At 71.9% G+C, this 25292-nt stretch carries 22 protein-coding genes; 8 read left to right on the top strand and 14 right to left on the bottom strand.

All coding sequences use genetic code 11. The features are described 5' to 3' along the window. Window positions 1-12: 12 nt before the first annotated feature. Window positions 13-1527 (bottom strand): sodium:solute symporter family protein, encoded by a 1515-nt coding sequence (locus ACFXGA_RS03340; protein WP_378083934.1) that lies wholly within the window; start codon window positions 1525-1527, stop codon window positions 13-15. Between the two features lie 345 nt (window positions 1528-1872). Between ACFXGA_RS03340 and ACFXGA_RS03335 the strand changes: the two genes are divergently transcribed. Next, window positions 1873-2499, top strand: coding sequence for a LuxR C-terminal-related transcriptional regulator (locus ACFXGA_RS03335; RefSeq protein WP_378084016.1), 627 nt, complete (start codon window positions 1873-1875; stop codon window positions 2497-2499). 27 nt (window positions 2500-2526) lie between these two features. On the opposite strand, the gene ACFXGA_RS03330 is transcribed toward ACFXGA_RS03335, so the two are convergent. Then, complete coding sequence (locus tag ACFXGA_RS03330; RefSeq protein WP_378083930.1) at window positions 2527-4899, bottom strand: hypothetical protein; 2373 nt, start codon at window positions 4897-4899, stop codon at window positions 2527-2529. Window positions 4900-5046: 147 nt separating this feature from the next. Between ACFXGA_RS03330 and ACFXGA_RS03325 the strand changes: the two genes are divergently transcribed. Beyond that, window positions 5047-6885: an acyl-CoA dehydrogenase gene (locus tag ACFXGA_RS03325; RefSeq protein ID WP_378084014.1), complete on the top strand. Its 1839-nt coding sequence runs from the start codon at window positions 5047-5049 to the stop codon at window positions 6883-6885. A 95-nt stretch (window positions 6886-6980) separates the two neighbouring features. On the opposite strand, the gene ACFXGA_RS03320 is transcribed toward ACFXGA_RS03325, so the two are convergent. From ACFXGA_RS03320 to ACFXGA_RS03285, 8 genes are all read right to left on the bottom strand, one after another. Beyond that, a complete protein-coding gene (locus ACFXGA_RS03320; protein WP_378083928.1) occupies window positions 6981-7649 on the bottom strand; it encodes a tetratricopeptide repeat protein in 669 nt (222 codons plus the stop codon). A gap of 74 nt (window positions 7650-7723) precedes the next feature. Then, window positions 7724-8533, bottom strand: a complete 810-nt coding sequence (locus ACFXGA_RS03315) for a DUF1206 domain-containing protein (RefSeq protein WP_378083926.1) — start codon at window positions 8531-8533, stop codon at window positions 7724-7726. Window positions 8534-8580: 47 nt separating this feature from the next. Beyond that, complete coding sequence (locus ACFXGA_RS03310; RefSeq protein WP_378083924.1) at window positions 8581-10818, bottom strand: VanW family protein; 2238 nt, start codon at window positions 10816-10818, stop codon at window positions 8581-8583. A 93-nt stretch (window positions 10819-10911) separates the two neighbouring features. Next, the gene (locus tag ACFXGA_RS03305) at window positions 10912-11232 is read right to left on the bottom strand and encodes a GroES family chaperonin (RefSeq protein WP_378083922.1); all 321 of its coding nucleotides are present in this window, start codon (window positions 11230-11232) and stop codon (window positions 10912-10914) included. A gap of 9 nt (window positions 11233-11241) precedes the next feature. Next, the gene (locus tag ACFXGA_RS03300) at window positions 11242-13077 is read right to left on the bottom strand and encodes an NHL domain-containing thioredoxin family protein (protein WP_378083920.1); all 1836 of its coding nucleotides are present in this window, start codon (window positions 13075-13077) and stop codon (window positions 11242-11244) included. 35 nt (window positions 13078-13112) lie between these two features. Beyond that, the gene (locus tag ACFXGA_RS03295) at window positions 13113-13502 is read right to left on the bottom strand and encodes an NTP pyrophosphohydrolase (protein WP_378083919.1); all 390 of its coding nucleotides are present in this window, start codon (window positions 13500-13502) and stop codon (window positions 13113-13115) included. A gap of 430 nt (window positions 13503-13932) precedes the next feature. Beyond that, entirely contained in the window at window positions 13933-14079 is a 147-nt protein-coding gene (locus tag ACFXGA_RS03290) for a hypothetical protein (RefSeq protein ID WP_170211556.1), read from the bottom strand. Window positions 14080-14318: 239 nt separating this feature from the next. Next, complete coding sequence (locus ACFXGA_RS03285) at window positions 14319-15512, bottom strand: AAA family ATPase (protein ID WP_378083917.1); 1194 nt, start codon at window positions 15510-15512, stop codon at window positions 14319-14321. 122 nt (window positions 15513-15634) lie between these two features. Between ACFXGA_RS03285 and ACFXGA_RS03280 the strand changes: the two genes are divergently transcribed. Then, entirely contained in the window at window positions 15635-16261 is a 627-nt protein-coding gene (locus tag ACFXGA_RS03280; RefSeq protein ID WP_378083916.1) for an SIMPL domain-containing protein, read from the top strand. A 97-nt stretch (window positions 16262-16358) separates the two neighbouring features. Here the strand turns inward: ACFXGA_RS03280 and ACFXGA_RS03275 are convergent, their stop codons facing one another. Next, entirely contained in the window at window positions 16359-17489 is a 1131-nt protein-coding gene (locus ACFXGA_RS03275) for an OmpA family protein (protein WP_378083914.1), read from the bottom strand. A gap of 64 nt (window positions 17490-17553) precedes the next feature. Then, window positions 17554-18822 carry an acetyl-CoA C-acetyltransferase gene (locus ACFXGA_RS03270; RefSeq protein ID WP_378084013.1) on the bottom strand — a complete coding sequence of 423 codons (1269 nt, stop codon included), beginning with the start codon at window positions 18820-18822 and terminating at the stop codon, window positions 17554-17556. An 88-nt stretch (window positions 18823-18910) separates the two neighbouring features. On the opposite strand from ACFXGA_RS03270, the gene ACFXGA_RS03265 reads away from it, so the two are divergent. Together ACFXGA_RS03265 and ACFXGA_RS03260 are read left to right on the top strand one after the other, a co-directional pair. Then, window positions 18911-20233, top strand: coding sequence for a 3-oxoacyl-ACP reductase (locus ACFXGA_RS03265; RefSeq protein WP_378083912.1), 1323 nt, complete (start codon window positions 18911-18913; stop codon window positions 20231-20233). Next, a complete protein-coding gene (locus tag ACFXGA_RS03260) occupies window positions 20233-21033 on the top strand; it encodes a MaoC/PaaZ C-terminal domain-containing protein (RefSeq protein WP_378083910.1) in 801 nt (266 codons plus the stop codon). Before ACFXGA_RS03265 ends, ACFXGA_RS03260 begins: the two co-directional genes overlap by 1 nt. Here the strand turns inward: ACFXGA_RS03260 and ACFXGA_RS03255 are convergent. Further along, window positions 21023-21454 carry a MarR family winged helix-turn-helix transcriptional regulator gene (locus ACFXGA_RS03255; RefSeq protein WP_378083908.1) on the bottom strand — a complete coding sequence of 144 codons (432 nt, stop codon included), beginning with the start codon at window positions 21452-21454 and terminating at the stop codon, window positions 21023-21025. The two genes, ACFXGA_RS03260 and ACFXGA_RS03255, sit on opposite strands and share 11 nt — an antisense overlap. A gap of 125 nt (window positions 21455-21579) precedes the next feature. Here ACFXGA_RS03255 and ACFXGA_RS03250 point away from each other — a divergent pair, with 125 nt between their 5' ends. Next, the gene (locus tag ACFXGA_RS03250) at window positions 21580-22506 is read left to right on the top strand and encodes an alpha/beta hydrolase (RefSeq protein ID WP_378083905.1); all 927 of its coding nucleotides are present in this window, start codon (window positions 21580-21582) and stop codon (window positions 22504-22506) included. Here ACFXGA_RS03250 and ACFXGA_RS03245 read toward each other — a convergent pair. Then, a complete protein-coding gene (locus tag ACFXGA_RS03245) occupies window positions 22503-23186 on the bottom strand; it encodes a TetR/AcrR family transcriptional regulator (RefSeq protein WP_378083903.1) in 684 nt (227 codons plus the stop codon). The two genes, ACFXGA_RS03250 and ACFXGA_RS03245, sit on opposite strands and share 4 nt — an antisense overlap. Window positions 23187-23285: 99 nt before the next feature. Here ACFXGA_RS03245 and ACFXGA_RS03240 point away from each other — a divergent pair, with 99 nt between their 5' ends. Together ACFXGA_RS03240 and ACFXGA_RS03235 are read left to right on the top strand one after the other, a co-directional pair. Beyond that, window positions 23286-23930: an SCP2 sterol-binding domain-containing protein gene (locus ACFXGA_RS03240; RefSeq protein WP_378083900.1), complete on the top strand. Its 645-nt coding sequence runs from the start codon at window positions 23286-23288 to the stop codon at window positions 23928-23930. A 7-nt stretch (window positions 23931-23937) separates the two neighbouring features. Further along, window positions 23938-25152 (top strand): acyl-CoA dehydrogenase family protein, encoded by a 1215-nt coding sequence (locus ACFXGA_RS03235; protein WP_378083897.1) that lies wholly within the window; start codon window positions 23938-23940, stop codon window positions 25150-25152. Window positions 25153-25292: the final 140 nt, after the last annotated feature.

The following is a 25292-nucleotide window of genomic DNA, read 5'->3' as shown; positions in this document are numbered from 1 at the left end:
GACGCGGCCCACTCAGGCCCGGGCCGCCACCTTCTCCTCGTCCGGGTCGGACCGCAGCGACTCGACCAGCGCGTCCCGCTCCGGCGACGGCTCGGGCTTGAGGACCAGGCCCACCAGCAGGTACAGCACCAGCGACACCAGCAGCGGCCAGGACACGATCACCGCCTGGGTGACGAACTCGACCTTGTTCTGCTGGAGCACGTACAGCACGGCCCACGTGACGAGGCCGCCGATCGCCGAGGTCGTCGCCGCGGTGGGGCCGACCCTGCGGAACCACGGCAGCATGCCCAGCATCAGCGGGATCGCGATCGGGCCCATCGTGGCCGCCACCAGGGCGATCACCACCTTGAGCACGAAGCCCTTGGTGTCCGCGGTCAGCGCGATCGTCATGCTCAGGCCGATGAACAGGAACGTGGTGATCCGCGCCAACCGGAGCTGCTGAGCCTCGCCGAGCCGCCGCACGCCCTTCCACAGCCGGGGCAGCATGTCCCGGGTGATGACCGCGGAGATCACGTTGGCGTCGGAGGACACCATCGCCATGGTGTGCGAGAAGAAGCCCGCCAGCACCAGGCCGACCATGCCAGCGGGCAGCATCGCCTTGCCCATCTCGACGTACGCCTGCTCGGCGTTGGCCTCCATGCCCGGCACGATCAGCGGCGCGGCCCACATCGGGAAGAACAGCACCAGCGGCCACAGCAGCCACAGCACGCTGGACAGCAGCGCCGACCGCTTGGCCGCGGCGCCGGACGGCGCGGCCATGTAGCGCTGCGCCAGGTTCCACATGCCGCCGTTGTACTCGAGCGTCTTGATCAGGAACAGCGCCATGAAGAAGATCAGCGTGTACTGGCCGGACAGCGGGTCGGAGTGCGACTCGGGCAGCTGGTCCCAGATGGTCCACATGAAGTCGATGCCGCCGAAGTGCGCGGCGACCGCGACGAACATGGCGATGCCCGCCAGGCCCTGGATGACGAACTGGCCGAAGTCGGTCAGCGCGTCGGCCCACAGGCCGCCCAGCACCGAGTACACCATCGTGACGACGCCGACGAGCGCGATGCCGAGCCACACCGGCACGCCCGCGAACCCCTGGAGCAGCAGCGCCACCGCGACCCACTTGGCCGCGATGTCCACGACCTTCAGCGCCGCGCCCGCCCACGCCATGATCTGCTGGGTCGGCACGTTGTAGCGGCGGGCCAGGTACTCCAGCGGCGACTTGACGCCGTGCTTGGAGCGCAGCCGGTTCCACGTGCCCGCCCACAGGAACGCGCCGATGCCGACACCGACGCCGATCGTCAGCGCCCACCAGATGTAGACGGTCAGGCCGAGCCGGTACGCCTCGGCGGCGAAGGCCACGAACATGACGGCGCTGTAACCGGACATGTGGTGCGAGATGCCCGACAGCCACCAGGGCATCTTGCCGCCGGCGGTGAAGAAGTCGGCGATGTTCCTGATCCGCCCCCGTGACCAGTAGCCGATCGCCACCATCACGAAGAAGTACCCACCGACTACGACCCAGTCGAGGGTTTCCATGCGGCCTCCACAGTGCTCGGCCCAGGGGTGGCAGCGCGTACTTCGGGCGGCGGCGGTGCGCGGCGTCCCACATGGGTGTGTGACGTACGTCTTACGAGCCCGTTGCGGGCGAGCGGAAGACCGCCACCGATCATTGAGTCACACTCGTGACCCTTGTTCATGTACGTGACCAGCGGAGACGCCGCGAAAGCACGGAAAGTAATGCGAGGAAACCGCGTCATGGCTGGTCGTCGCGCGTGTCGCACCACCATGAGAACCGGTCTCAACGCGCGCCCGCTCGTGCCAGGCGGGGATCGGCGCGCCCCCGCACCGGCCCCCGGGCCCGGCGTCGCGCTGGTGGACCCCGTGCCGCTGTTCCGCGAGGGCGTGGCCGCCGTGGTCCGGCGCACGCCGACCATGCACTGGCTCGGCGCCACCGGTCACCTGCACACGGCCGTGCGGCTGCACGAGCGCCTGCGGCCGGACGTGCTGCTGGTGGACTCCGTCCTCGACCCGCAGGGCCACCTGGCCACGTTGCTGACCGGCGCCGCCTCCTCGACGCTCGCCGTGGTGTCCCTGGTGCGCGAGCCGCACCGGACCGCCAAGTTCGTGCGGGCCGCGTTGGCGGCGGGCGTGCGCGGGCTCGTGCCCCGGGACGGCCAGATCGGCGAGGTGCTGCACGCCATCACCCGCACCCACGCGGACGGGACCTACCTCGACCCGACGCTCGCGCCGCTGGCCGCGGGCTTCACCCCGGCCGCCGAGGCCGGCTCGCGCCGGTCGCTGTCCCGCCGGGAGTACGAGGTGCTCCAGCTCATCGCCGACGGCATGGAGAACCAGGCGGTCGCGAACGAGCTGTACGTGTCCGTGGAGACCGTGCGCACGCACGTGAAGAACATCCTGCGCAAACTCCGCGCCCGGGACCGGACGCACGCCGTGTCGCTGGCCTACCAGGCGGGCCTGCTGTCCGGCGGGGGCGCCCGCCCGGTGTGACCCGGCACCCCGAAACCTCTTCGCAGCTCACCGGGACGCGATCTCGCCGTCCGGGGTGAGGCCGAACTTCCGGAAGCGCCGGGCTTCCTCGTCCCGCCCCTGCTCCACCAGCAGTTCGTGCAGGGGAAGCCAGGCCCACTTGTCGCCTGCGCTGATCCGTGCGCGCAACTCGCGGTCACGGCCGTGCTCACGGAGCAGGCCGTTGAGCATCGAGGACAAGACGCTGCCCCCGGCCTCCACCCCGGACCGGAGGTAGTCCAGCGCACGGTCGACCTGACCGTCCTCGACCAGCGCAGTCGCAATTCCGTGTGAAATCCCGTAAGTCGCCGAAACCTCGGCGTACCGGATCGCCGTGTCGAGGTCGCCCCGCTCCAGCGCCCGCTCGGCCATGAACCACGCGGCCCGTTCGTCGCCCCGGTCGGCCAGGGCCCGCACCTCGTCCACGTCCGCCGGGTCACCCGACAGGGCCGCCACGTCGACCGGGTGGCGCGCTGCGCCGAGCCGCTTCGCCAACGCGACCGCCTCACTCCGCTTACCGCGGCTGACCAGCAATTTCGCTGCTTCGTCCGCCGCACTGCCCACGCCGTCCCCGGCCAGTGCCACCAGTTCGTCCAGGTCGCCGCGACGGGCGAGCAGGTTCGCCAGCGCCCAGTCGACCTCGGGGTTGCCGAGTCCGGCGAAATCGTGGAGCACGCCCAAAGCGCCTCCGACGTCGCCGCTCTCCTCCAATGCCTCGGCGAGGGCGGTCGCGGCGCAGAAGTAGCCGTCGTCGGTCAGCTCACGGAGTCGGTCGAGCCGGCTCTCCTGCTTGAGCAGTTCGGCGAGAGCGTCGATGTCCTCGTCCTCGCCGCGCGCCAAGAGGACCTCGTACGCGGTGATGGCCTTGGCCGTTTCCCCGACCTCTTCGTACAGTTCGGCCAGCTTGCGCCAACACCACGACTGTTCGTGGTCGAAGGTCTGGAGCAGCAGCACAATGGCGTACTCGGGATCGCCGTACTCGATGAGGTGGCCGACGGCGTGCTCGTTGCCCTCCTCGGCCAAGCGGGCCACCTCGTCGAAGTCCCACGCGTCCACGAGCATCCGGTACATCGCGGCATCCGGTTGGTCCGAGGCGGCGAGCCGCTCGGCCATGTCGTCGGCCTCGACCCGGTCGCCGGTCGTGCGGTGCAGTTCCACCAGGTCGTGCATCGCCGAGGGCAGGCCGGTCCGCGCGGCTCGGTCGAGCAGGGTGCGGGCGAACCCGTGGAGACGCCGCTCCAAGGCCACGCGGCCGAGCCGGGCCGCGTCGCCGTCGTCGGTGACATGCGACGCGCAGGCGTCCCAGAACGTCCGCGGGGGCGCGGTCGCGCGGCGTGTCCGATCGGCGTGCTGCAGGAGGTAGTCGGCGACCCGGTAGCCGTCGACGACACCCATCGCCTCGCCTACGGCCACCAGCGGCGCGGTCGCGCCGAGCTGGCGCTTGGTCGCGTAGTCGAGCGCCCGCCGGAACCAGTCCGCCGGCGCGGAGGCGCGCTCCGCCGGTGTGCAGTACCCGGATGCCGCAGCTTCGAGGAAGTCGGCGGTGAGGGCGGAGCGTGCTCCCAGCCTCGTGGCGTCGAGGGCGGCGGTCATGACGGCCCGTGCGTACGGGTCCGCGCTCTCCCACCGGTGTACGAGTTGTGGGGCGGCGGCCAGCACCTGTGTCAAGCCGAAGTCCCGCGACGCCAGGGCGATGCGCAGCCGCTCGTCCTGTGCGGCGGTGGTTTCCGCACGCGTGCGTTCGGCGTCGGTGAACGCCGCGCCCACGTGCACGACTTCGGCCAGTTTGAGCAGATCCCGCTCAACCGCGTACCGGTCCCCGACGGACCTGTCGTGCTCGGTGTAGGCGGCGTAGTAGTCGGGCCACAGCGTCGCCACGATGATCGTCTTCCTGGCCAGCAGGCCACGCACCACCGGTGCGCTCAGGCCGTGCTCGCCGTCGAGGTGGGACTGGAGCTCGTCCAACCAGAGGACGACCCGGTCGAACGCGTCCAGCCCCTGCGCGGTCGCCGGCTGGACCAGCGACCGGTCGGGCACGACTTCCCTGACCGCCTCGAACAACGACCGCGTCTTGCCCACCGACGAGCCGCCGACCAGCAGGATGAACCCACCGCGCTCGGCCGCGCCGGCGATCAGCGCGCGCAGTCGGAGGTCGACATCGCGCGGCACGTAACGGGGCATCGAGGGGTCCGAACCCACGCTGATCGGCCGGTGCACGCCCAACAACACCGGGTCCGCCTCCAGAACGGGGACCTCGATGTGGCGACTCACGACGCCGTCGGCCTTCGCCACCACGAAGTCGCCGTGGACGTGACCGACCTGGATGGCATGACCGCCGATGACGGCGTTCTCCACTCGGTTGACGTCGGGCCCGGACGGCACCGGCCGACTATAGGGGAGACCAGGCGAAGCAGGTCTGGTTCGCCACAACCCCGATGGTCGGCCTTGCCCGGGTTACTGACAGGTAATACCCTGTTGTTACCGGTCAGTAGGGGGGACCGCCCCGACCAGCATGGAGTGAGCGACGAGATGGGTCACTACAAGAGCAACGTCCGGGACCTCGAGTTCAACCTGTTCGAGGTCTTCAACGTGCAGGACCACCTCGGCACGGGGCCGTTCGAGCAGTCCGACGAGGACACGGCGCGCGGCGTGCTTGCCGAGCTGAACAACCTGGCGGTCGGGCCGCTGGCGGAGTCCTTCGCCGACGCCGACCGCAACCCGCCGGTCTTCGACCCGAAGACCCACTCGGCCACGCTGCCCGAATCGTTCAAGAAGTCCTACCGGGCCATCTGGGACGGTGAGTGGTACCGGCTGTCGCTGCCGAACGAGCTGGGCGGCTTCGGCATCCCGCCGTCGGTCCAGTGGGCGGCTTCCGAGCTGATCCTGGGCGCGAACCCGGCGATCTACATGTACCTGGCGGGCCCGAACTTCGCCTCGGTCGTCTACCGCAACGGCACCGAGCAGCAGAAGCGCTGGGCCGAGCTGATGATCGAGCGCGGCTGGGGCGCCACCATGGTGCTGACCGAGCCGGACGCCGGTTCCGACGTCGGCGCGGGCCGCACGAAGGCCACGCTGCAGGACGACGGCACCTGGCACATCGAGGGCGTGAAGCGGTTCATCACGTCGGCCGACCAGGACATGACCGAGAACATCATGCACCTGGTGCTGGCCCGCCCCGAGGGCCCCGGCATCGAGCCGAAGCCCGGCACCAAGGGCCTGTCGCTGTTCCTCGTGCCGAAGTGGCACTTCGACCCGGAGACCGGCGAGTCGACGGGCGAGCGCAACGGCGCCTTCGTGACCAACGTCGAGCACAAGATGGGCCTCAAGGTCTCCACCACGTGCGAGCTGACGTTCGGCCAGCACGGCGTCCCGGCCAAGGGCTGGCTGCTCGGCGAGGTGCACGACGGCATCGCGCAGATGTTCCAGGTCATCGAGTACGCCCGGATGATGGTCGGCACGAAGGCCATCGGCACCCTGTCCACCGGCTACCTCAACGCCCTGGCCTACGCCAAGGAGCGGGTGCAGAGCGCCGACCTGACCCGGATGACGGACAAGACCGCGCCGCGCGTCACCATCACCCACCACCCGGACGTGCGCCGCAGCCTGATGCTGCAGAAGGCGTACGCGGAGGGCCTGCGCGCGGTCTACCTCTACACCGCGACGCAGCAGGACCGCATCGCGCTGGGCGGGCCCGACAAGGAGCTGGCGGAGAAGGTCAACGACCTGCTGCTGCCGATCGTCAAGGGCGTCGGCTCGGAGCGGGCGTACGAGCAGCTCGCCCAGTCGCTGCAGACCCTGGGCGGCTCCGGCTTCCTGCAGGACTACCCGATCGAGCAGTACATCCGCGACTCGAAGATCGACTCCCTGTACGAGGGCACCACGGCCATCCAGTCGCTGGACTTCTTCTTCCGCAAGATCATCCGCGACAAGGGCCAGGCGCTCGGCTTCCTCAACGGCGAGATCCAGAAGTTCCTGGACAACGAGGGCGGCAACGGGCGGCTCAAGGAGGAGCGGGCGCTGCTCAAGCAGGCGCTCGAAGACCTCCAGGGCATGCTCGGCGCGATGGTCGGCTTCCTGACCGGCTCGCAGGAGGACGTCCGCAACCTCTACAAGGTGGGCCAGAACACCGTCCGCCTCCTCATGACCGCGGGCGACGTGCTCGTCGGCTGGCTGCTGCTGCGCCAGGCCGAGGTGGCGCTGGCCAAGCTGGCCGGCCAGGTGTCGGCCAAGGACAAGGCGTTCTACGAGGGCAAGGTCGCGGTGGCGTCGTTCTTCGCGAAGTCCGTGCTGCCGGAGCTGACCGCCCGCCGCAAGATCACCGAGGCGACCGACAACTCCCTGATGGACGTGGACGAAGCCGCGTTCTGACCCCGGTCGACCACCGGGAATTGTCAGACCCTTGAGGCAGAATAAAAGCAGGGGTCCCCTGGGCGGGGACCCCTGCTTTTGCGTTCGGTGGGCGGTCACGAGGTGACCGGGCGTCGCTCCCGCACGTCGAGGTGGAAGAGCCGCCGCTCCTGCCCCACCCGCCGCTGCCAGTACGCGAGCGACTCGCGCGCGAAGTCGGACGCCTCGCCGGGCGTGCCGACCAGCGACAGCGCCAGCTCGGCGAACAGGTCCCGCGCCCGCGCCGCCCGACCGGTGCACGCCAGCCACTGCGCCAACCGGCTCATCGCCTCCAACGTCTCCCGGTGCGTAGGCCCCCGCTGCCGCCGCAGCCGCGCCAGCAACCGCACGTGCAGGTCGCACGCGGCCAGCGGGTCGCCGGCGTGACCGGTCGCCTCCGCCAGCCGGGCCAACGCGTCCAGCGTCGCCTCGTGCTCCTCGCCCTGCACCGCGCACCGCCGCCGGTACAGGTCCTCGTACGCCGCCCGGGACGTGGCGAAGTCCTCCACGCGCCCGGCCCAGTGGCCCAGCCGCCCGAGGACGCCCAACGTCACCGGGTGACCCGGCCCGAACACCCGGTCGTGGTCGAGCAGCATCCCGGCGAACAGGTCACGCGCCCGCCACGGGTCGCCGCCCAGGCCGGTCGCCTCCGCGTCGGCGGCACGGCGGACCAGCGACGCCGGGTCGGGCCCGACCCGCCCGCCGGCGTGCGCCGCCCGCTCGACACCCCTGCCACCGTGGTCCACGTCACCGATCGTGCCGCCGACCGCGCCCGGCCAACGGCCGAGCCACCCACCCTTTTCGGGTGAACTCCGGCGCGTCAGCCCTTGTGCGCCTTCGCCGCGGCGAAGCAGTACGCGCCGAAGCCCAGGAAACCGACCGCGATCACGGCCAGCGCGACCAGCCCGTACGGCTGGGCGGCCAGCGTGTGCAACGCCTTGTCCAACCCGCCCGACTCGCTCGGGTCGGCGTTGACCGCGGCGAACGCGAGCAGCACCCCGATCAGGAAGTACGCCGCGCCCTTGCCGATCCACCCGATCCGACCCAGCCGCTCGACCCACATGCGGGTGGCCGGGGGCAGCTCCGACATGTCCAGGTCGTCCTCGAACGACTTCTTCACGCCCTTGCGCGCCACCGCCACGCCGAGGCCCAGCACGAACAACGCCACCGCGCCCACGAGCACCTGCCCGAACGGCAGCGCGAGCAGGCGCGCGGTCCACGTCTGGGACTGCTCGGTCGAGCTGCTCTGCGACGACCCGGTGGCGTAGCCGATCGCCGCGATGCCGATGGCCGTGCCGGTGACGGCGCGGCCGACCGAGCCGCACCTGCGGTAGACGCGCTTGCGCTTCTTCGTCACCCACCCGTACCCGGACACGGCCATGCTGAGCTGCCACACCGCGAACGCGAACAGGCCGATCGCGAGCACCCACAGCAGGACCGGCCCGATCGACGTCTGGGCCAGGGTCGCGACCGCGCCCTTCTGGTCCGTCCGCTCCCCGGTGTCACCGAGGACCACCTGGGCCGTCAACGCCGCCAAGAGCACGTGGACGAGCCCGTAACACACCATCCCGGCCCGCCCGAGCACCTGCACGGCCGGATGTCTGCGCACCTCTTGCCCCGTGGTAGCCACGATCGGGTGATACCCGGTCGTGGCCGCCACGAACCGCGCTCGCGGGGTCAGCTGCCCGGCGGCGGCGGCTCACAGATGATCTTGAACTGGGGGTCGTACCGGACCGTCCGGGTCTCCTGGCGCGTCTGGCCGGTGCGCCGGTCGGTGATCGTGCGGGTGTCGGTGACCGAGAAGCCCGGCGCGCCGGGGCTCTCCTGGCAGCCCGGCTTGTCGATCCGGCGCTCCTGCGGCTGCGTGTGGTTGAACTCGGCGCTGGTCGACCCGGTCACGTCGTAGTTCTTGGTGCCCCACAGCACGATCTTGATCGTGGACGGGGTCCAGATCGTCTGGATCGCCACGCCGGTGTCGTCCGGGTTGGTGAACTTGATGTCGATCAGGCTGTTGCCCGCCGAGTCCATGAACACCGTGGCCTCGCGCCCCTTCGGGTACCGCGAGATCCAGTAGCTGTGCTCCTTGTGCCCGGCGTCCTTCATGCCCGCGTGGTAGGCGGCGTTGTAGAGCGTGGTGGCGAACTGCGAGATGCCGCCGCCGACCGCCTTGCCGGGCACGCCGTTCTCGATGATGCCCGCCTCGACGTAGCCCTGCGCGGTGCCGCGCGGACCGGTGTAGGCGTTGAGGCTGAACGTCTCGCCCGGCTTCACGATCGCGCCGTTGACCTTCTCGGCGACGACGCGGATGTTGGTGCCGGACGCGGCCACGAAGCCACCGGTCTGGAACTCGCCGATGACCTCCTTGATGCCCATCTTGTTCGCCTGCTCGGTGGTCACCTTCGCGGGCGTGTGCTTGTACTCGGCCTTGATCGAGCGCTGGTCCGAGCGCTTGAGCACGTCGAGCGCCGTGGCCAGGGACTTGTCCCAGTCGATGCCGAGGCCGTCGACCGACTCCTTCACCACCGGCCGGCCGCCCTCGAACACGATCTGGGCGTCCTTGCCCTCCTTCTCGGTCTCCTTGAGCTGCGGGCCGGCGTGCTCGACGACCTTGGCGTTGTCGACCTTCGCGGTCAGGCCGCCGTCGTCGGCGGGCTCGAACACGAGCACGGTGGCCAGCTGCTCAGGCGTGAGCGTCGCGTCCTTGCCCTCGCCCTGGATGATCAGCGGCGCGGCGGTGGCCGGCTTGGCGACCTCCTCCAGCGCCTTCTGCACGCCCTCCTTGGTCGTCTTGACCGGCGTGGTGGCCACGGGCAGCTCGACCGTGCCGCCGTCGGCCCAGTCGGCGAGCAGCTTCTCCGACGCGCCGGCCAGGTCGAGCTTCTGGCCCTGCTTCGGCTCGACCGCGACCGGCGTCGCGCCCTCGAAGCGGATCGTGCCCTCGGCGGGCTCGTGGTCGGTCCGGGCGCGCATGCCCTCCAGCGCGGCGGTGAGCTTGGCCGCGTCGCTGCGGGTGGCGAAGCCGACCTCGCGGCTGGTGAAGAAGGAGGTCACGCGGGTGATCGGGGACAGCGGCTGGCTGCCGGCCCGGTCCAGGGTGGCGGCCCAGTCCAGCTCCAGGCCGGCGGCCGCGGGGTCGACCTCGGTCTCGACGTCGCCCGCGCGGGCCTTCACCGGCGAGGCCAGGCGCGGGCCCAGCTCGTCGCGCAGCTTCTGCTCGGCCTCGGGGTGGCTCAGGCCGCCGACGTCCACGCCCGCCACGGTCACGCCGCGCGGCACGTTGCCGCCGGAGACGACCAGGTCCAGGCCGTAGAGGACGACCAGCACGCCGAGCACGGCGGCGGCGATCAGGCCGCCCTTGCGCAACCGCTTGCGGCGCGCCTGGGCCTCGTCCGCCTCCGGGTCGCCGTCGACCATCACGGGGCCGTAGATGGTGGCCTCGCGCGGCTCCGGTTCCGGCGCCGACACCGGGGTGGAGAAGACCGTGGTCGCCTCGGAGGGCGACGGGGGCCGGTCGAAGCCGCCGGGCGGGGTGTTGATCATCTGCGTCCGCTCGGCCGCGAGCGGGGGCGGGAAGGCGCGCGTCGGCTCGCCGGGCGGCGTGATCGCCTGAGTGGCGTCCCCGTCCCGGCCCGGCGGGTTCTGCCGCGCGTCGCGCGTCGGGTGTTGCTGCGTCACGTGGCTAGAGACGCCCGAGGGGGACGCCGCGTTGTCGGAACCACCCGATGGGGGCGTCACGTTGCGCACCGTGGCCGAGGCGTCCGGCTCCGCGTCCGGCTCCTCCTGCGGCCACGCGGCGTCCTGCACCGAGTTCGCGGCGATCTGCGTCGTGCGTTCCGAAGCGGTGCCCGACGGGCGGACGGGCTCCATGGCCTTGGTCCGCTCAGCGTCGTACTCCGGTCGTTGGTTCTCCGGCACCGCTCCCCCTCTTGCCTCTCGCAAGGTCCTGGGACTGCTTACCCGACGGTCGTCACGCGTCGATCACGTTCGGGTCGTTCACCAGTCTCGTCGTCACAGGTAGAGACCGGTCCCGTGCTCCGTCCGCTCGGTCGCGGTGGCGTGCACGTCCCGTTCCCGCATGACGAGGTAGGTGTGGCCCTGCACCTCGACCTCGAACTGGTCCTCCGGGTTGAACAGGACCCGGTCGCCGACCTTGACGTGCCGCACGTGGGTGCCGACCCCCAGCACCTCTCCCCAGGCCAGGCGCTTCGCCATCTGGGCGGTCGCCGGGATCAGGATGCCACCGCTGCTGCGGCGTTCGCCTTCCTCCGGCGAGATCCGCACCATCACGCGGTCGTGCAGCATCTGGATCTCGAGCTTGACATCGGGCACCAGCAGAGTCTAGATGCTTTCGTCGAGGCCACCCATCATCAGGGGTAGCCGCCGGGGACCGTCCCGCTCGACCCTGATCGGCACGCCCCAGTCCTGTCGGGCCAGCTTGCACACCGGGTGTTCGACGGCCGGGTCGTCCGTGCAGCTCGCGGCCTGCGCGACGACGTGCAGCACGCCCTCGGTGAAACCTTCGGCGATGCGCAGCGCGCGGACGAGGTCCGTGCCGACGCCCGCGCCCGACTCCAGCAGCTCCGGCGGGGAGCTGGTGATCTCCAGGCGGGTGGACGGGCCGAACCGGTCGTCCAGCTTCTGGCCGGTCGGCGGCGTGAACACGACGGCCAGCTCCACCTCGCCCGGCGCGAGCACCGACGGCGGCCGGCGCACCTGGTGCGCCTCGCCGCTGACCAGTCGGGCGCCCGGCGCGACCGGCCGTTCCAGGCGGTGCGCGGCGGAGGCCACGACCACCAGCTCGCCGTCGACCAGGACCGCGTCCGACGGCTCGGCGATGTCCGTGGCCAGGGTGGACACCTCGCCGGTCGCCGGGTCGTAGCGGCGGATCGCGCCGTTGTAGGTGTCGGAGATCGCGACCTGGCCGCCGGGCAGGACGGTCACGCCCAGCGGGTGCTGGAACAGCGCCTGGTCGGCGGGGCCGTCGCGGTGGCCGAAGTCGAACAGGCCCTTGCCGACGGCGGTGTGCACGGTGCGGTCGGCGTCGAGCCAGCGCAGCGCGGAGGTCTCGGAGTCGACCAGCCAGAGCCGGTCGCCGTCGGCGGCCAGGCCGGAGGTCTGGGCGAAGAACGCCTCGGTCGCCGGGCCGTCGTGCAGGCCCTCGACGGTGGTGCCCGCGAGGCGTTCGACGCGGCGTTCCAGCGGCTTGAACAGGCCGAGCGTGTGGTTGCCCGCCATGGCGACGGCCACGCCGCCCGCCGGTTCCCACCAGGCGACGTCCCACGGGCTGGTGAGCGGGATCGCGTCGGCCGGGCCGTCGGTCTCGCCGTCGCGCCACTGCTCGCCGGTGCCGGCGACCGTGGTGACCTCGCCGGTGTCGAGGTTCACGCCGCGCAGCAGGTGGTTGACGGTGTCGGCGACGACGGCGTGGTAGCCGACGCGGGCGGCGACGTCGGCGGGCAGCAGCGCGATGCCGGCCGGTTCGGAGAAGGTGGGCTCCAGGCCGTCGCGGCGGCCGCGCTCGCCGGTGCCGATGCGGCGGATCACGGTCTCGCCGTCGAGTTCCAGCTCGACCAGGCCGTGGTGCGCGGAGTCGCTGACCAGCAGGGTGTTGTCGCCGGTCAGGACGGCTTTCGCGGGGAAGCGCAGCTCGGTCTCGCGGGGCGGCGGCGCGACGTAGGGGCCGTCGCCGCGGTGCAGGGTGCCCTTGGCGTCGTGCTCGGCGACGACCTCGGACACGATCTGGCGCAACGCGTCGAGGTGGCCCTCGCCCGCGGCGACGTGCACGACGTAGCCCTCCGGGTCGACCAGGACGAGCGTCGGCCACGCCTTCACGGCGTAGTTCCGCCAGGTGGTCAGCTCGGGGTCGTCCAGCACGGGGTGCTCCACCGCGTACCGCTCGACGGCCGCCTCCAGCGCCGCGGGCTCCGCCTCGTGGACGAACTTGGGCGAGTGCACGCCGATCGTGACCAGGACGTCGGCGAACTCGGCTTCGAGCGGCCGCAGCTCGTCCAGCACGTGCAGGCAGTTGATGCAGCAGAAGGACCAGAAGTCGAGCAGGACCACCTTGCCGCGCAGGTCTTTGAGCGCGATGTCCTGCCCACCGGTGTTGAGCCAGCCGCGGCCGACCAGTTCGGGGGCGCGGACACGGGCACGGCGGCGTTGAGCGGTCGTCACGCCGGGAGTCAACACGATGTCCACGCTGGTCTATTTCAGCGTCCACCATGTGGGCGACGGACCGTGCGCGGGCCGAGGACGGTGGCGTTCAGGGCTTCCACGCGGGCGCGCAGGGCGCGGTCGGCGGTGATCACGGTGCACGGGCGGTCCGGCGGGTTGGCGCGGACCACGTCCACGATCGCGTCGTCGCCGGAGCCCGCGGCCGGGACGACGTGGACGCCGGGCACCGGCTCGACGTGGCGCGCCCTGCCCTCGACCACGAGGACGACCTCCAGCGGGCCGGGCAGCGACGGCAGGCCGTGCCGCGCCACGTCCACGAGGTCGTCCCGCAGCCGGGCGGCGGCGCCGGCGCGGTCGCGCCACCAGCCGTCCGGGACGGAGCCGACGACGTTGGCCGCGTCCACGACGAGGAGCGGGAGCGTCATCGCCCCATGCTCTCAGCAAACTCTGATGAAACCGTCGTCCCCCGATGGCACCATGGAGTGGTCCATTGGGGGACAAGCATGAACACGCAGGGGGAGATTGTTGTGATGATCAGGCGCGCCCGCCGCACGTCGGATGACACCTGGAACGGCTCGGCCACGGCCAAGTAGCCGGACATGGGAAACCCCGCGGTGCTGCCAGGTCGGGGGTCCGACAGCACCGCGGGGTCACCTGAAACATCGATACACGATCGGGGACCGTTACATCCACTAAAGGGTGTGACACGAATCACGTTTTCGACATGACTCGGCCCTGCCGCGCGGGAGGTGCGGCAGGGCCGGGTCATTTCCCCCTTCGCCAGTACGCGGACGACGGGGCGCACACCCGGTGTCGATCGGGTGGTCGTCACGCGCGCCGGAGGAAGGACCCTCGTCAGCGGAGGGTGGTCACCTGAGCCTGGGCGATCGCCATCAGCTCGTGCCGCATGGCCGGGGTGGGCGCCATGTCGATCGCGCGGGCGACGGCCTTGCGGTTGCGAGCCTCGACACGACGAGCGCGGAGCTTCGCAGTGAAGTTCATCGGGGGTTCATCCCTCTCAACGGTCTCTCGGTGGTGTGCCTCAAGTATGCACCCTCGCAGGCGCGGAAGCACCCGATTATCCGGTGAGGTGCCCCACATGCCGATGAATCGTCGGCCGTAACGCCGTAGCTCCCGACGATTCGCCTGACGTACACCCGCTCGACAGGACGCGCGGACGCCGGCTCCCTAGCGTGGGCGCTAGACAGCCGAATACCACCGGAGCGAGCCGAAACCGCAGGTCAGTCCTCACGACCGAGGAGGAAGCGGCCGAAGTGCGGCACGGTGAACGCGATCTGCCCGCGTTCCGCCGAGTACACGAGCCCCTTCTTGATCAGGCTGTCCCGGGCGGGCGACAGCGACGACGGCTTGCGGCCCAGGTGCTCGGCCACCTGCGCGGTGTTCACGCCCGCGTCCTTGCCGTCGGTCAGCTCCGCCATCGACCGCAGGTACTCGCGCTCGGCGGGCGTCGCACGCTCGTACCGCGACCCGAAGAACCCGACCGCCAGCTCGGCGTCCGCCTCGGGCGCGGCCACCGCCACGTCCGTCGCCGTGATCGGGTCGGCGGGCGCCGCGTCCCACGCCGCCTTGCCGTACGCCTGGATGAAGTACGGGTAACCGCCCGAGGCGTCGAACAACGCGTCCAACGCCTCCGGCTCGATGCCCGCCTCCTCGCGGTCGATCGGCGCGAGCACCGCGCGGTCGGCGTCGGCCCGCGAGAGCCGGTCGATCCGCACGTACCGGAACAGCCGCTCCGAGTACGACTTCGACGCCGACAGCACCGCCGGCAGGTGCGGCAGCCCCGCGCCCACCACGACCAGCGGCGCGCCCGACTGCGACAGCTCGTGGCACGCCGCGCACAGGGCAGAGATGTCGTCCGCCGGCACGTCCTGCATCTCGTCGATCAGCAGCGCGACGCCCGTGCCGACGTCCTGCGCCAGCTCCGCGACCTCGGTGAACAGCTCCACCAGGTCGATCTCGATGTCCCCGGAGTCGGCCCGGCCGACGGCCGCGGGCACGTCGATGCCCGGCTGCCACCGGTCGCGCAGCTTCGCGTCGTCCGGGTTGGCCCGCAGCGCGAACGCCTTGAGCACGCCGAGGACGGCCTCCACCCGGTCGGGCGCGCGGTGCCGCACGGCCAGGTCCCGGATCGCCCGGTGCAACGCCGCCGACAACGGGCGGCGCAGACCGGCCTCCGGGCGTGCCTCGACCTTCCCGGCGCCCCAGCCGCGCTTCATCGCCATCGACCGCAGCTCGCCCAGCAGCACGGTCTTGCCCACGCCGCGCAGCCCGGTCAGCACGAGGCTGCGTTCCGGCCGGCCGCGCGCCACCCGTTCGAGGACGACCTCGAACGCGCCCAGCTCCTTGTCGCGCCCCGCCAGCTCGGGCGGCCGCTGGCCGGCGCCGGGGGCGAACGGGTTGCGCACCGGGTCCATCCTCGGACGGTATCGAGGTGTCTACGGCCGATCCAATACTCGAGCCGTGTCGCCGGGTATTCGTCACTCTAGTGATGGACCTATAGAGCGCTATCGAGTGACATCGCCGGTAGCGTCGTGGCATGGCTGAGGTGGTGACGAAGGGCGTCGGCAAGGTCGAGCGGACCGCCGACCGCGCCGAGGTGCAGGTCAGCTTCGAGACGACGGGCTCGACGCGCAACGAGGCGGTGGACCGGCTGACGGCGCGGGTCGCCGCCGTGGAGCCCGCGTTCGAGCGGCCGGGGGTCGAGGTGCGGTCGCGGCAGCTCGCCGTGCACGACAACTGGGACGGCAGGCGTCGATCCGGCAGCCGTGCGGTGCAGAACTACGTCGTGCGGGTCGACGACGTGACGGGCCTGGACGACCTGCTGGGCGCGCTCGTGACCGCGGAGCCGACCTGGCTGAACGGGCCGTCGTGGCAGCTCAAGGACGACGCGGACGCCGTCCGGGAGGCGCAGCGCGAGGCCGTGGCGGACGCGCGTCGCCGTGCCGAGGGCTATGCCGAGGCGCTCGGCGCGCGGCTGGGGCCGCTCCAGCGGTTGACCGACGGCGACGCCGAGGCGTGGGCGGTCGAGTCGCACCGGGCGATGGCGGCCGGGTACGGCGGCGGCGCGCCGGGCGTGCCGCCGCAGATGGACCAGCTCAACCTGGAGGCGCAGCGGATCGCCGTGACGGTCCGCTGCACCGCCTCGTGGACGCTCCTGGACTGACCGGGCACGTCCTGAGCGTTGAATTCAGGGGTCCTGAACGTGGGACTCACGCGTTCTGAACGTAGGACACGCGCGTTCTGGACGTAGGACACGCGGGTCAGCTGCTGGTTTTCGGTTCGACCAGTTCGACCACGACGGAGCGGTTGCGGGCGGCGGCGGCCGGGATCAGGTCGCCGGCGCGGTCGAGGTCCACGGCCAGCGGCGAGGTGAAGCCCGCGCCCACTACCTCGGTGAACGCCGCCCGGCTCACGCCCAGCTCGGTCAGCGCCGACACGACCCGCCGGCCGCGCCGCTGGGTCAGGTCGATCGCGGCCTCCGGCGACGCCGAGCTGGCCGTGCGGGCGATGACCCGCGCGGTGGTGCGGTTGTCGAACTTCCGCGCCACCTCCTCCAGCACCTCGCGCGCGCCCGCCGCGAGTTCGTCGCTGCCCGCCTTGAACAGCACGGAGTTGGGCAGGTGCACCAACGCGTCCTGGTGCACGACCTCGCCGATGTCCACCACCGGCACGTCGGCGCGGCCGATCGACGCGCCGCCGGGCACCGGCTCGGGGTCGTTCGTGCAGCTCTTGGCGCCGAACTTGGCGCAGATGCCGAGCCACAGCTCGACCAGCGCGTCGTGCGCGGCGGGCGGCAGCGGCGGCTGGTCGCCCACCGCCTGGCCGAGCCCGGAGAAGATGACGTCCTTGCCGGTCAGCTCGGGCAGCGCGTCGTCCGGCACCGACGCCACCACCGACGCGATGTCGAAGTCGAGCCCCAGCCGGGTCAGGTCGATCGGGTCGGTCGTCTGCAGCCCGCTGCTCTGCAGCACCAGCACGGCCGGGCCGGCGGCGGTGGCCATGTCCGCGAGCACGGACAGCGGGTCGAGGTCCTCGCTGGTGCCACCCAGCTCGCTGAGCCGGCCGGCGAGGCGGTTCAGGTTCTGCTCGAAGCCCAGCTCGCGCGCCGCCGCGTCGGTCTCCAGGTCGTTGCCGTCGCGGACGGTGAAGTCCTCGTCGAAGTACGCGCTGCCGGAGGCGTCACCCTGCCGGTACACCACGACCCGGGTCACGCCCCGGTCGACGGCTTCGGCCAACCGGTCGACGACCGTCTTGGTGAGCGCTACCCGGGGCTCGTTGGCCGACGCGGTGACGCCGATGCGGACGGTGGTGGCTTCACGAGGCGAATCCCCGCAGGCAGCACAGGACGCCGCCACCAGCACGACTGCGGCGAAGAGCCGTGAGTGGTTCATGCCTAGGAAGCGGAACGGGAACGCGTTGTGTTACCTCTAACACCCGTTCGGAGTAACAAGCGTGCTAACGCTCCACGATCGCCGTAACCCCCTGACCACCCGCCGCACAGATCGAGATGAGCCCCCCGCCCGAGCCGCGCTCCGCCAGCAGCTTCGCCAGCGTCGCCACGATCCGCGCGCCGGTGGCGGCGAACGGGTGCCCGGCGGCCAGCGACGAGCCGTTGACGTTCAGCTTCGACCGGTCGATCGCGCCCAGCGGCGCGTCGAGCCCCAGCCGGCCCTTGCAGAAGTCCGCGTCCTCCCACGCCTTCAACGTCGCCAGCACCTGCGACGCGAACGCCTCGTGGATCTCGTAGAAGTCGAAGTCCTGCAGGGTCAGCCCGGCTCGCGCGAGCATCCGCGGCACCGCGTACGCGGGGGCCATCAGCAGCCCCTCGCCGCCGTGCACGTAGTCGACCGCCGCGGTCTCGGTGAACGTGAGGTAGGCCAGCACGGGCAGGTTCCGCGCCGCCGCCCACTCCTCCGACGCCAGCAGCACGGCCGACGCGCCGTCGCTGAGCGGCGTGGAGTTGCCCGCCGTCATGGTCGCGCCCTCGCCCCGGCCGAACACCGGCTTCAACCGCGCCAGCTTCTCCACCGACGAGTCCGGCCGCAGGTTCTGGTCGCGGGTCAGCCCCAGGTACGGCGTGACCAGGTCGTCGAAGAACCCGCGCTCGTAGGCGGCGGCGAGGTTGCGGTGGCTGGCGGCGGCCAGCTCGTCCTGCTCCTCGCGCCCGATGCCCCACTCGCGGGCGGTGATCGCCGCGTGCTCGCCCATCGACAGGCCGGTGCGCGGCTCGCCGTTGCGCGGGACGTCCGGCACGACGTGCTTGGGCCGCAGCTTCAGCGCCGCCTTGAGCCTCGCGCCCGCGGTGCGGGCCCGGTTGAACTCCAGCAGCACGCCGCGCAGGTCCTCGTTCACGCCGATCGGCGCGTCGCTCGTGGTGTCCACGCCGCCCGCGACGCCGACCTCGATCTGGCCGAGCGCGATCTTGTTCGCCACCGCGATCACGGCCTGCAGGCCGGTGCCGCACGCCTGCTGCACGTCGTACGCGGGCGTTTCGGCGGACAGCCTGCTGCCCAGCACGGCCTCGCGCACCAGGTTGAAGTCGCGGCTGTGCTTGAGCACCGCCCCCGCGACCACCTCGCCGAGCCGTTCGCCCTGCAGGCCGAACCGGCTCACCAGGCCGTCGAGCGTGGCGGTGAGCATGTCCTGGTTCGACGCCGTGGCGTAGGGGCCGTTCGAGCGGGCGAACGGGATGCGGTTGCCGCCGAGGATGGCTACTCGGGCCATGTCGTCCTCCAGGGTGGTGGCCGGGGTCGGGGTCAATGTTAGCTACTCATCAGTAGACTTACTACCGAGTAGGGAGTGTGATGTCCGCATGGATCGATACCAGTCGTTCGCCAGGTCCGGCATCGGGCGGTTCGTCGTCGGCAGGCTCGGCCTGCCCGATCCGCACCCGCTGCGCCGCCACTCGCCCGGCAAGCCCCCGCTCGACGGTCCCGTGCTGCTCGGCGGTGGCGACGGCGGCCGGCTCGCCGACGCCGCGGGCGGGGTGGCGAAGTCGATGGGCCTGGACGTGCTGACCGCCCCGGCCGACGGGGTCCGGTACGGCGCGCTGGTGTTCGACGCGTCCGGCATCGACTCGGTCGAGCGGTTGCGCGAGCTGCACGGGTTCTTCCACCCGGTGATCCGGTCGCTCGCGCCGTGCGGCCGGGTGGTCGTGCTCGGCACACCGCCCGAGCAGGCGGAGTCGCAGGTCGCGCAGCGCGCGCTGGAAGGGTTCACGCGCAGCGTCGGCAAGGAGCTGAAGCGGGGCGCCACGGCCCAGCTGGTGCACGTCGCGCCGGGCGCGGAGGGCGCGGTCGAGTCGACGCTGCGGTTCCTGCTCTCCGGGCGGTCGGCGTACGTGTCCGGCCAGGTGGTGCGGATCGGTCCGGCCGACGTGGCGGCCCCGGCGGACTGGGACCGGCCGCTGGCCGGGAAGGTCGCGCTGGTCACCGGCGCGGCGCGGGGCATCGGCGCGGCGATCGCCGAGGTGCTGGCGCGGGACGGCGCGACCGTCGTGTGCCTGGACGTGCCCGCGCAGGGCGACGAGCTGTCCGCGGTGGCCAACCGGGTGGGCGGGACGGCGCTCCAGCTCGACATCACCGCGGCGGACGCGCCCGCGCGGATCGTGGACCACCTCTCCCAGCGGCACGGCGGCGTGGACGTCGTGGTGCACAACGCGGGCATCACCCGCGACCGCACGCTCGGGCGGATGGACGCCGACCGGTGGGACGCGGTGGTCGCGGTGAACCTCGCCTCGCAGCTGCGGGTCAACGAGACGCTGCTCGCCGCCGACGCCCTGCGGCCCAACGGCCGGATCGTCGGCGTGTCGTCCATCGCCGGCATCGCCGGGAACGTCGGCCAGACCAACTACGCCACCACCAAGGCGGGCGTGATCGGCATGGTGGACTCCCTGTCGCGGCGGGTCGAGGGCCGCGCCACGGTGAACGCGGTCGCGCCGGGGTTCATCGAGACCAGGATGACGGCCGCGGTGCCGCTGGTCATCCGGGAGGCCGGGCGGCGGATGAACAGCCTGTCCCAGGGCGGCCTGCCGGTGGACGTCGCCGAGGCGATCGCGTGGTTCGCGCACCCGGCGTCGGCCGGGGTGAACGGCAACGTCGTGCGGGTGTGCGGCCAGAGCCTGCTGGGGGCGTGATGGCGAACCTCACCTTCCTCTACGCCAAGGCCGCGCTGACCGGGTTCACCCGGCGCGGCGACGAGCTGCCCGACGCCTCGCTGGACGCCGAGGTGACCGTCGACCCGGAGCACCTCGCCCGGTACGGCCGGGTGTGCGGGTTCGGCGTGCGCGACGAGCTGCCGATCACCTACCCGCACGTGCTGGGCTTCGGGCTCCAGGTCCGGCTGATGACCGGCCCCGGCTTCCCGTTCCCGCTGCCCGGCCTGGTGCACGTCGCCAACCGGATCCGGCAGCACCGGCCGCTGCGCGCCGCCGATCCGCTGTCGCTGCACGTGGCGTTGGCGGACCTGCGGCCGCACGAGCGCGGCCGGCAGTTCGACGTCGTCACGACGGTGTCGGTGGACGGCGAGGAGGTGTGGGTCGATGTGTCGACATATCTGCGCCGGGAGGGCGGGACCGCGAAGGAGCCGTCGCCGCGCGCCGAACCGCCCGCGCCCACGGCCCGGTGGCGGCTGCCCGCCGACCTCGGCCGGCGGTACGCGGACGTGTCCGGCGACCGCAACCCGATCCACCTGCGCAAGCTGACCGCCCGGGCGTTCGGCTTCCCGCGCGCCATCGCGCACGGCATGTGGTCCAAGGCGCGGTGCGTCGCGGCGTTCGAGGGCAGGCTGCCCGACGCCTACGAGGTCGACGTGCGGTTCAAGGCGCCGGTCCTGCTGCCGGGCGCGGTCGACTTCTCGGCCGCGCCGACGGGCGACGGGTGGCGGTTCGCGCTGTGGTCGGACCGGCCGCACGTGGAGGGCGTGATCAGCGGCTGACGTTGTCGGCCAGCGTGCGCAGCAGGGCGCGCAACCGCTCGGTGTCGGCTTCGCCGAGGTTCATCGCCGCGCCCATCGCGGGCGGCACGTCCTTGGCGCGCTCGCGCAGCGCGTCGCCCTCCTCCGTGAGCACGAGCCGGACCGAGCGCTCGTCGTCCGGCCGGCGCTCGCGGCGGATGAGGCCCGCCGCCTCCAGCCGCTTGAGCAGCGGCGACAGCGTGCCGTAGTCGAGCTGGAGCGCGGCGGCGACGTCCTTGACCGGCACCGGGCCGCGTTCCCAGAGCACGAGCAGCACCAGGTACTGCGGGTAGGTGAGGCCGAGGTCGTCCAGCAGCGGCCGGTACCGCGCGGTGACGGCGCGCGAGGCGGCGTAGAGCGCGAAGCAGAGCTGGTCGTCCAGCTCCAGGCTGAAGTCCCGCATGTCCGTCGTCCCTCCACTTGTGACAGGAGCCACGATACACCTGTGCCCATTTAGATTGCGCACGATGTAATCGCGGCCTATGTTTCGTGGTGTCAGGTTCGACCGCACGACCCGAGGAGCCCGAGATGACCGTCCTGGAACCGGCCGCCGCCGCGTTCGCCGCCGCGACCGCCACCCCGCCGTACCTGTTCGACCTCGGCCCGGTCGAGGGCCGCAAGGCGGTGGACGAGGTCCAGTCCGGCGAGGTGGCCAAGCCCGAGGTGGACGAGGAGTGGGTGAGGGTCGGCGAGGTGCCCGTGCGCGTCGTCCGCCCGGCCGGCGCCACCGGCACGCTGCCCGTCGTCCTCTACATCCACGGCGCGGGTTGGGTGTTCGGCAACGCCCGGACGCACGACCGGCTGGTCCGCGAGCTGGCCGTCGGCGCGGGCGCGGCCGTGGTCTTCCCCGACTACAGCCTCTCGCCCGAGGCCCGCTACCCGGTCGCGCTGGAGGAGAGCTACGCCGTCGCGCGCTGGATCACCACCGAGGGCGCCGCGCACGGGCTGGACGCGTCGCGCCTGGCCGTGGCGGGCGACTCGGTCGGCGGCAACCTGTCCGCGGCGCTGACCCTGCTCGCCAAGCGGCGCGGTGACGTGGTGTTCCGGCAGCAGGTGCTGTTCTACCCGGTGACGGACGCGTCGTTCGACACGCCGTCGTACCACGAGTTCGCCGAGGGGTACTTCCTGCGGCGCGACGGCATGCAGTGGTTCTGGGACCAGTACACGACCGACGAGGCGCAGCGGGCGGAGATCACCGCGTCACCGCTGCGGGCGTCGCTGGAGGAGCTGGCCGGGCTGCCGCCGGCGCTGGTGATCACCGCCGAGGCCGACGTGCTGCGCGACGAGGGCGAGGCGTACGCGAACAAGCTGCGCGAGGCGGGCGTGCCCGTGACCGCGGTGCGCTACCAGGGCGTGATCCACGACTTCGTGATGCTCAACGCGTTGCGCGGGACCCCCGCCGCCGAAGCCGCCATCAACCAGGCGGCGGCCGTGCTGAAGGGCGCGCTGGCCTAGGCGCTGCCGTCCGCGCCGGACCGCCGCGACGGCGGGTGCCACACGTCGCCCGCCACGAGGTCCCCGAACCCCATCCAGACCAGGTTCATGAGCCGGGCGGCGACGACGCCGGCCGGCTCCTCGGGGTTGTCGAGCCACCAGTCGGCCAGCGACTCGCCCGCCCCGACCAGTGCCGCGGCCAGCGACTCGGCCTCCTTGTCGCCCGCCCGCGGCACGTTGGCGAAGTCCGACGAGTGCACGAGCAGGGCCGCCACCAGGCTGATCGCCCGGCCGCGCATGTCCGCCAGCTCCTCCGCGAACGGCCCGCCCTGCGAGGACGCCTGCCGGTGCAGCACCTGCCAGCTCGCCCGGTTCTCCCCGACGAACCCGAAGAACGCCCGCAGGCCGCTCCACAGCTGGACGTCCGGCGGCTCCTCGGCCTCGACGCCGTGGGCGATCGCCTCCATCATCCGGGTCGCCTCGCGGCGGATGCAGGTGGCGAACAGCTCCTCCTTGGAACCCAGGTAGGCGTACAGCATGGGCTTGGAGATGCCGGCGACCTCGGAGATCTCGTCCATCGACGCGGCGTGGAACCCCAAGCGCGAGAAGACGTCGACCGCGGCGTCCATGATCTGCCGCTCGCGCACCGCGCGTGGCAGCCTCTTGGCCCGACCCGACCGAACCGGTTGCTCTGCGTGCATCGCACCCCCTGGATGGCTGCGACAAGATTACTCCGCGCCCCTTGCCGCCTTACCTACTCGCCAGTAGATTTACCTGCCAGTAGGTAGCGGAGGTGCCACATGACCATCGACCTCACCACCGAGGCGATCGCGAAGCTCAGCCCGCGGGAGCTGATCTCAACGCTCAGGCAGGTCGACCCGGGCGACCCGGCGCTCGCGGGCGTCGACATCGACGTCATCGCGCGCGGGATCGACCCGAAGAAGCTCGGCGAGGACGAGTTCGCCGACCTGCTGGACGCCTTGGGGGCGCTGGCCGACGGCGGCGCGGACCTCGACCTGGCGAGGATGGACGCGCAGAACTTCGCGCGGATCATCTCGCGGGCGTCCAAGGGCCAGATCGACGCCGTGACGTCCCGGCCGGGGCTGCGCGCACGCGTGCTGGACGAGGTGTTCCGGCGGATGGAGGTCCACTTCCGCGCCGACCGCGCGGGCGCCACGCGCGCCGTCGTGCACTTCCACCTGACCGGCGGGACGCCGGACGACGACGTGTACGAGGTGATCATCGAGAACGCCGAGTGCGCGATCAACAAGGGCGCGACCCGTGACCCCCGGGCCACGGTGACGTTGGGACCGGTGGAGTTCTTGAAGCTCGCCACCGGCAACGCGTCGGCCCCGGTGCTGTTCATGACCGGCAAGCTCAAGGTCAAGGGCGACCTCGGCTTCGCGGCGGGGTTCATGAGCCTGTTCAACATTCCGAAGGCGTGAGGGGACCATGGGCGGTTTTTCGCTGGAGCTGAACGAGGACCAGGTCGACCTGCGCGAGTGGGTGCACGGCTTCGCGAAGGACGTGATCCGGCCCGCCGCGGCGGAGTGGGACGAGCGCGAGGAGACGCCGTGGCCGGTGATCCAGGAGGCCGCCAAGATCGGCCTGTACGGGTTCGAGTCGCTGGCCACGTGGTTCGCCGACCCGATCGGGCTGTCGCTGCCCATCGCCACCGAGGAGCTGTTCTGGGGTGACGCCGGCATCGCGCTGGCCCTGATGGGCACCGGGCTGGCGGCGGCGGGGATCTTCGCCTCCGGCGAGCCCGAGCAGCTGGCGGAGTGGGTGCCCGAGTGCTTCGGCACCGAGGACGACCCGAAGCTGGCCGCGTTCTGCGCGTCCGAGCCGCAGGCCGGGTCCGACGTGGCCGGGTACCGGACGCGGGCGGTGTACGACGAGGCCACCGACGAGTGGGTGCTCAACGGGCAGAAGGCGTGGGCGACCAACGGCGGGATCGCCAACGTGCACGTCGTGACGGCGGTCGTGGACCCGGCGCTGGGCGCGCGCGGCCAGGCGGGCTTCGTCGTGCCGCCCGGCACGCGCGGGCTGTCGTCGCCGGGGAAGATCAAGAAGCACGGGATGCGCGCCTCGCACACGGCCGACGTGTTCCTGGACGACGTGCGCGTGCCCGGCCGGTGCCTGCTGGGCGGCAGGGAGCGGTTGGAGGCCAGGCTGGCGCGGGCCCGGGAGGGGCAGAAGGCCGGCGGCCAGGCGGCGATGGCCACGTTCGAGACGACCCGGCCGACCGTCGGCGCGATGGCGGTGGGCGTCGCGCGTGCGGCGTACGAGTACGCGCTGGAGTACGCGAAGGACCGCGAGGCGTTCGGCCGGAAGATCATCGAGAACCAGTCGATCGCGTTCGACCTGGCGAACATGCGGATGGAGATCGACGCGGCCCGGCTGCTGGTCTGGCGGGCGGCCTGGATGGGCCGCAACCAGGTCCCGTTCACGGCGGGCGAGGGGTCGATGTCGAAGCTCAAGGCGGGCGAGGTGTCCGTGTGGGCGACGGAGCGCGCGATCCACATCCTGGGCGGGGCGGGGTACACGCGCGAGCACCCGGTGGAGCGCATGCACCGCGACGCGAAAATCTTCACCATCTTCGAGGGGACGTCGGAGATCCAGCGATTGGTCGTGTCGCGGGCCATCTCCGGCATGCAGATCAAGTGAGTTGATCTACCCGGGCCGCCGTCGGGCCGCCCGGGAGGTGGGGGGGGGGGCCGCGCCCGGGGGGGCCCCCCCCCCGCGGGTTTTGGGGCTCGTTTTAACAATATCGCTCCCCCCCCACACACACGGATAGCGGGGTGGGG

This window comes from Actinosynnema sp. NPDC059335 (assembly GCF_042752395.1).
GTDB lineage: Bacteria > Actinomycetota > Actinomycetes > Mycobacteriales > Pseudonocardiaceae > Actinosynnema.
Note: the sequence above shows the minus strand (reverse complement) of the source record. Positions and strands in the feature narration are given on the sequence as shown.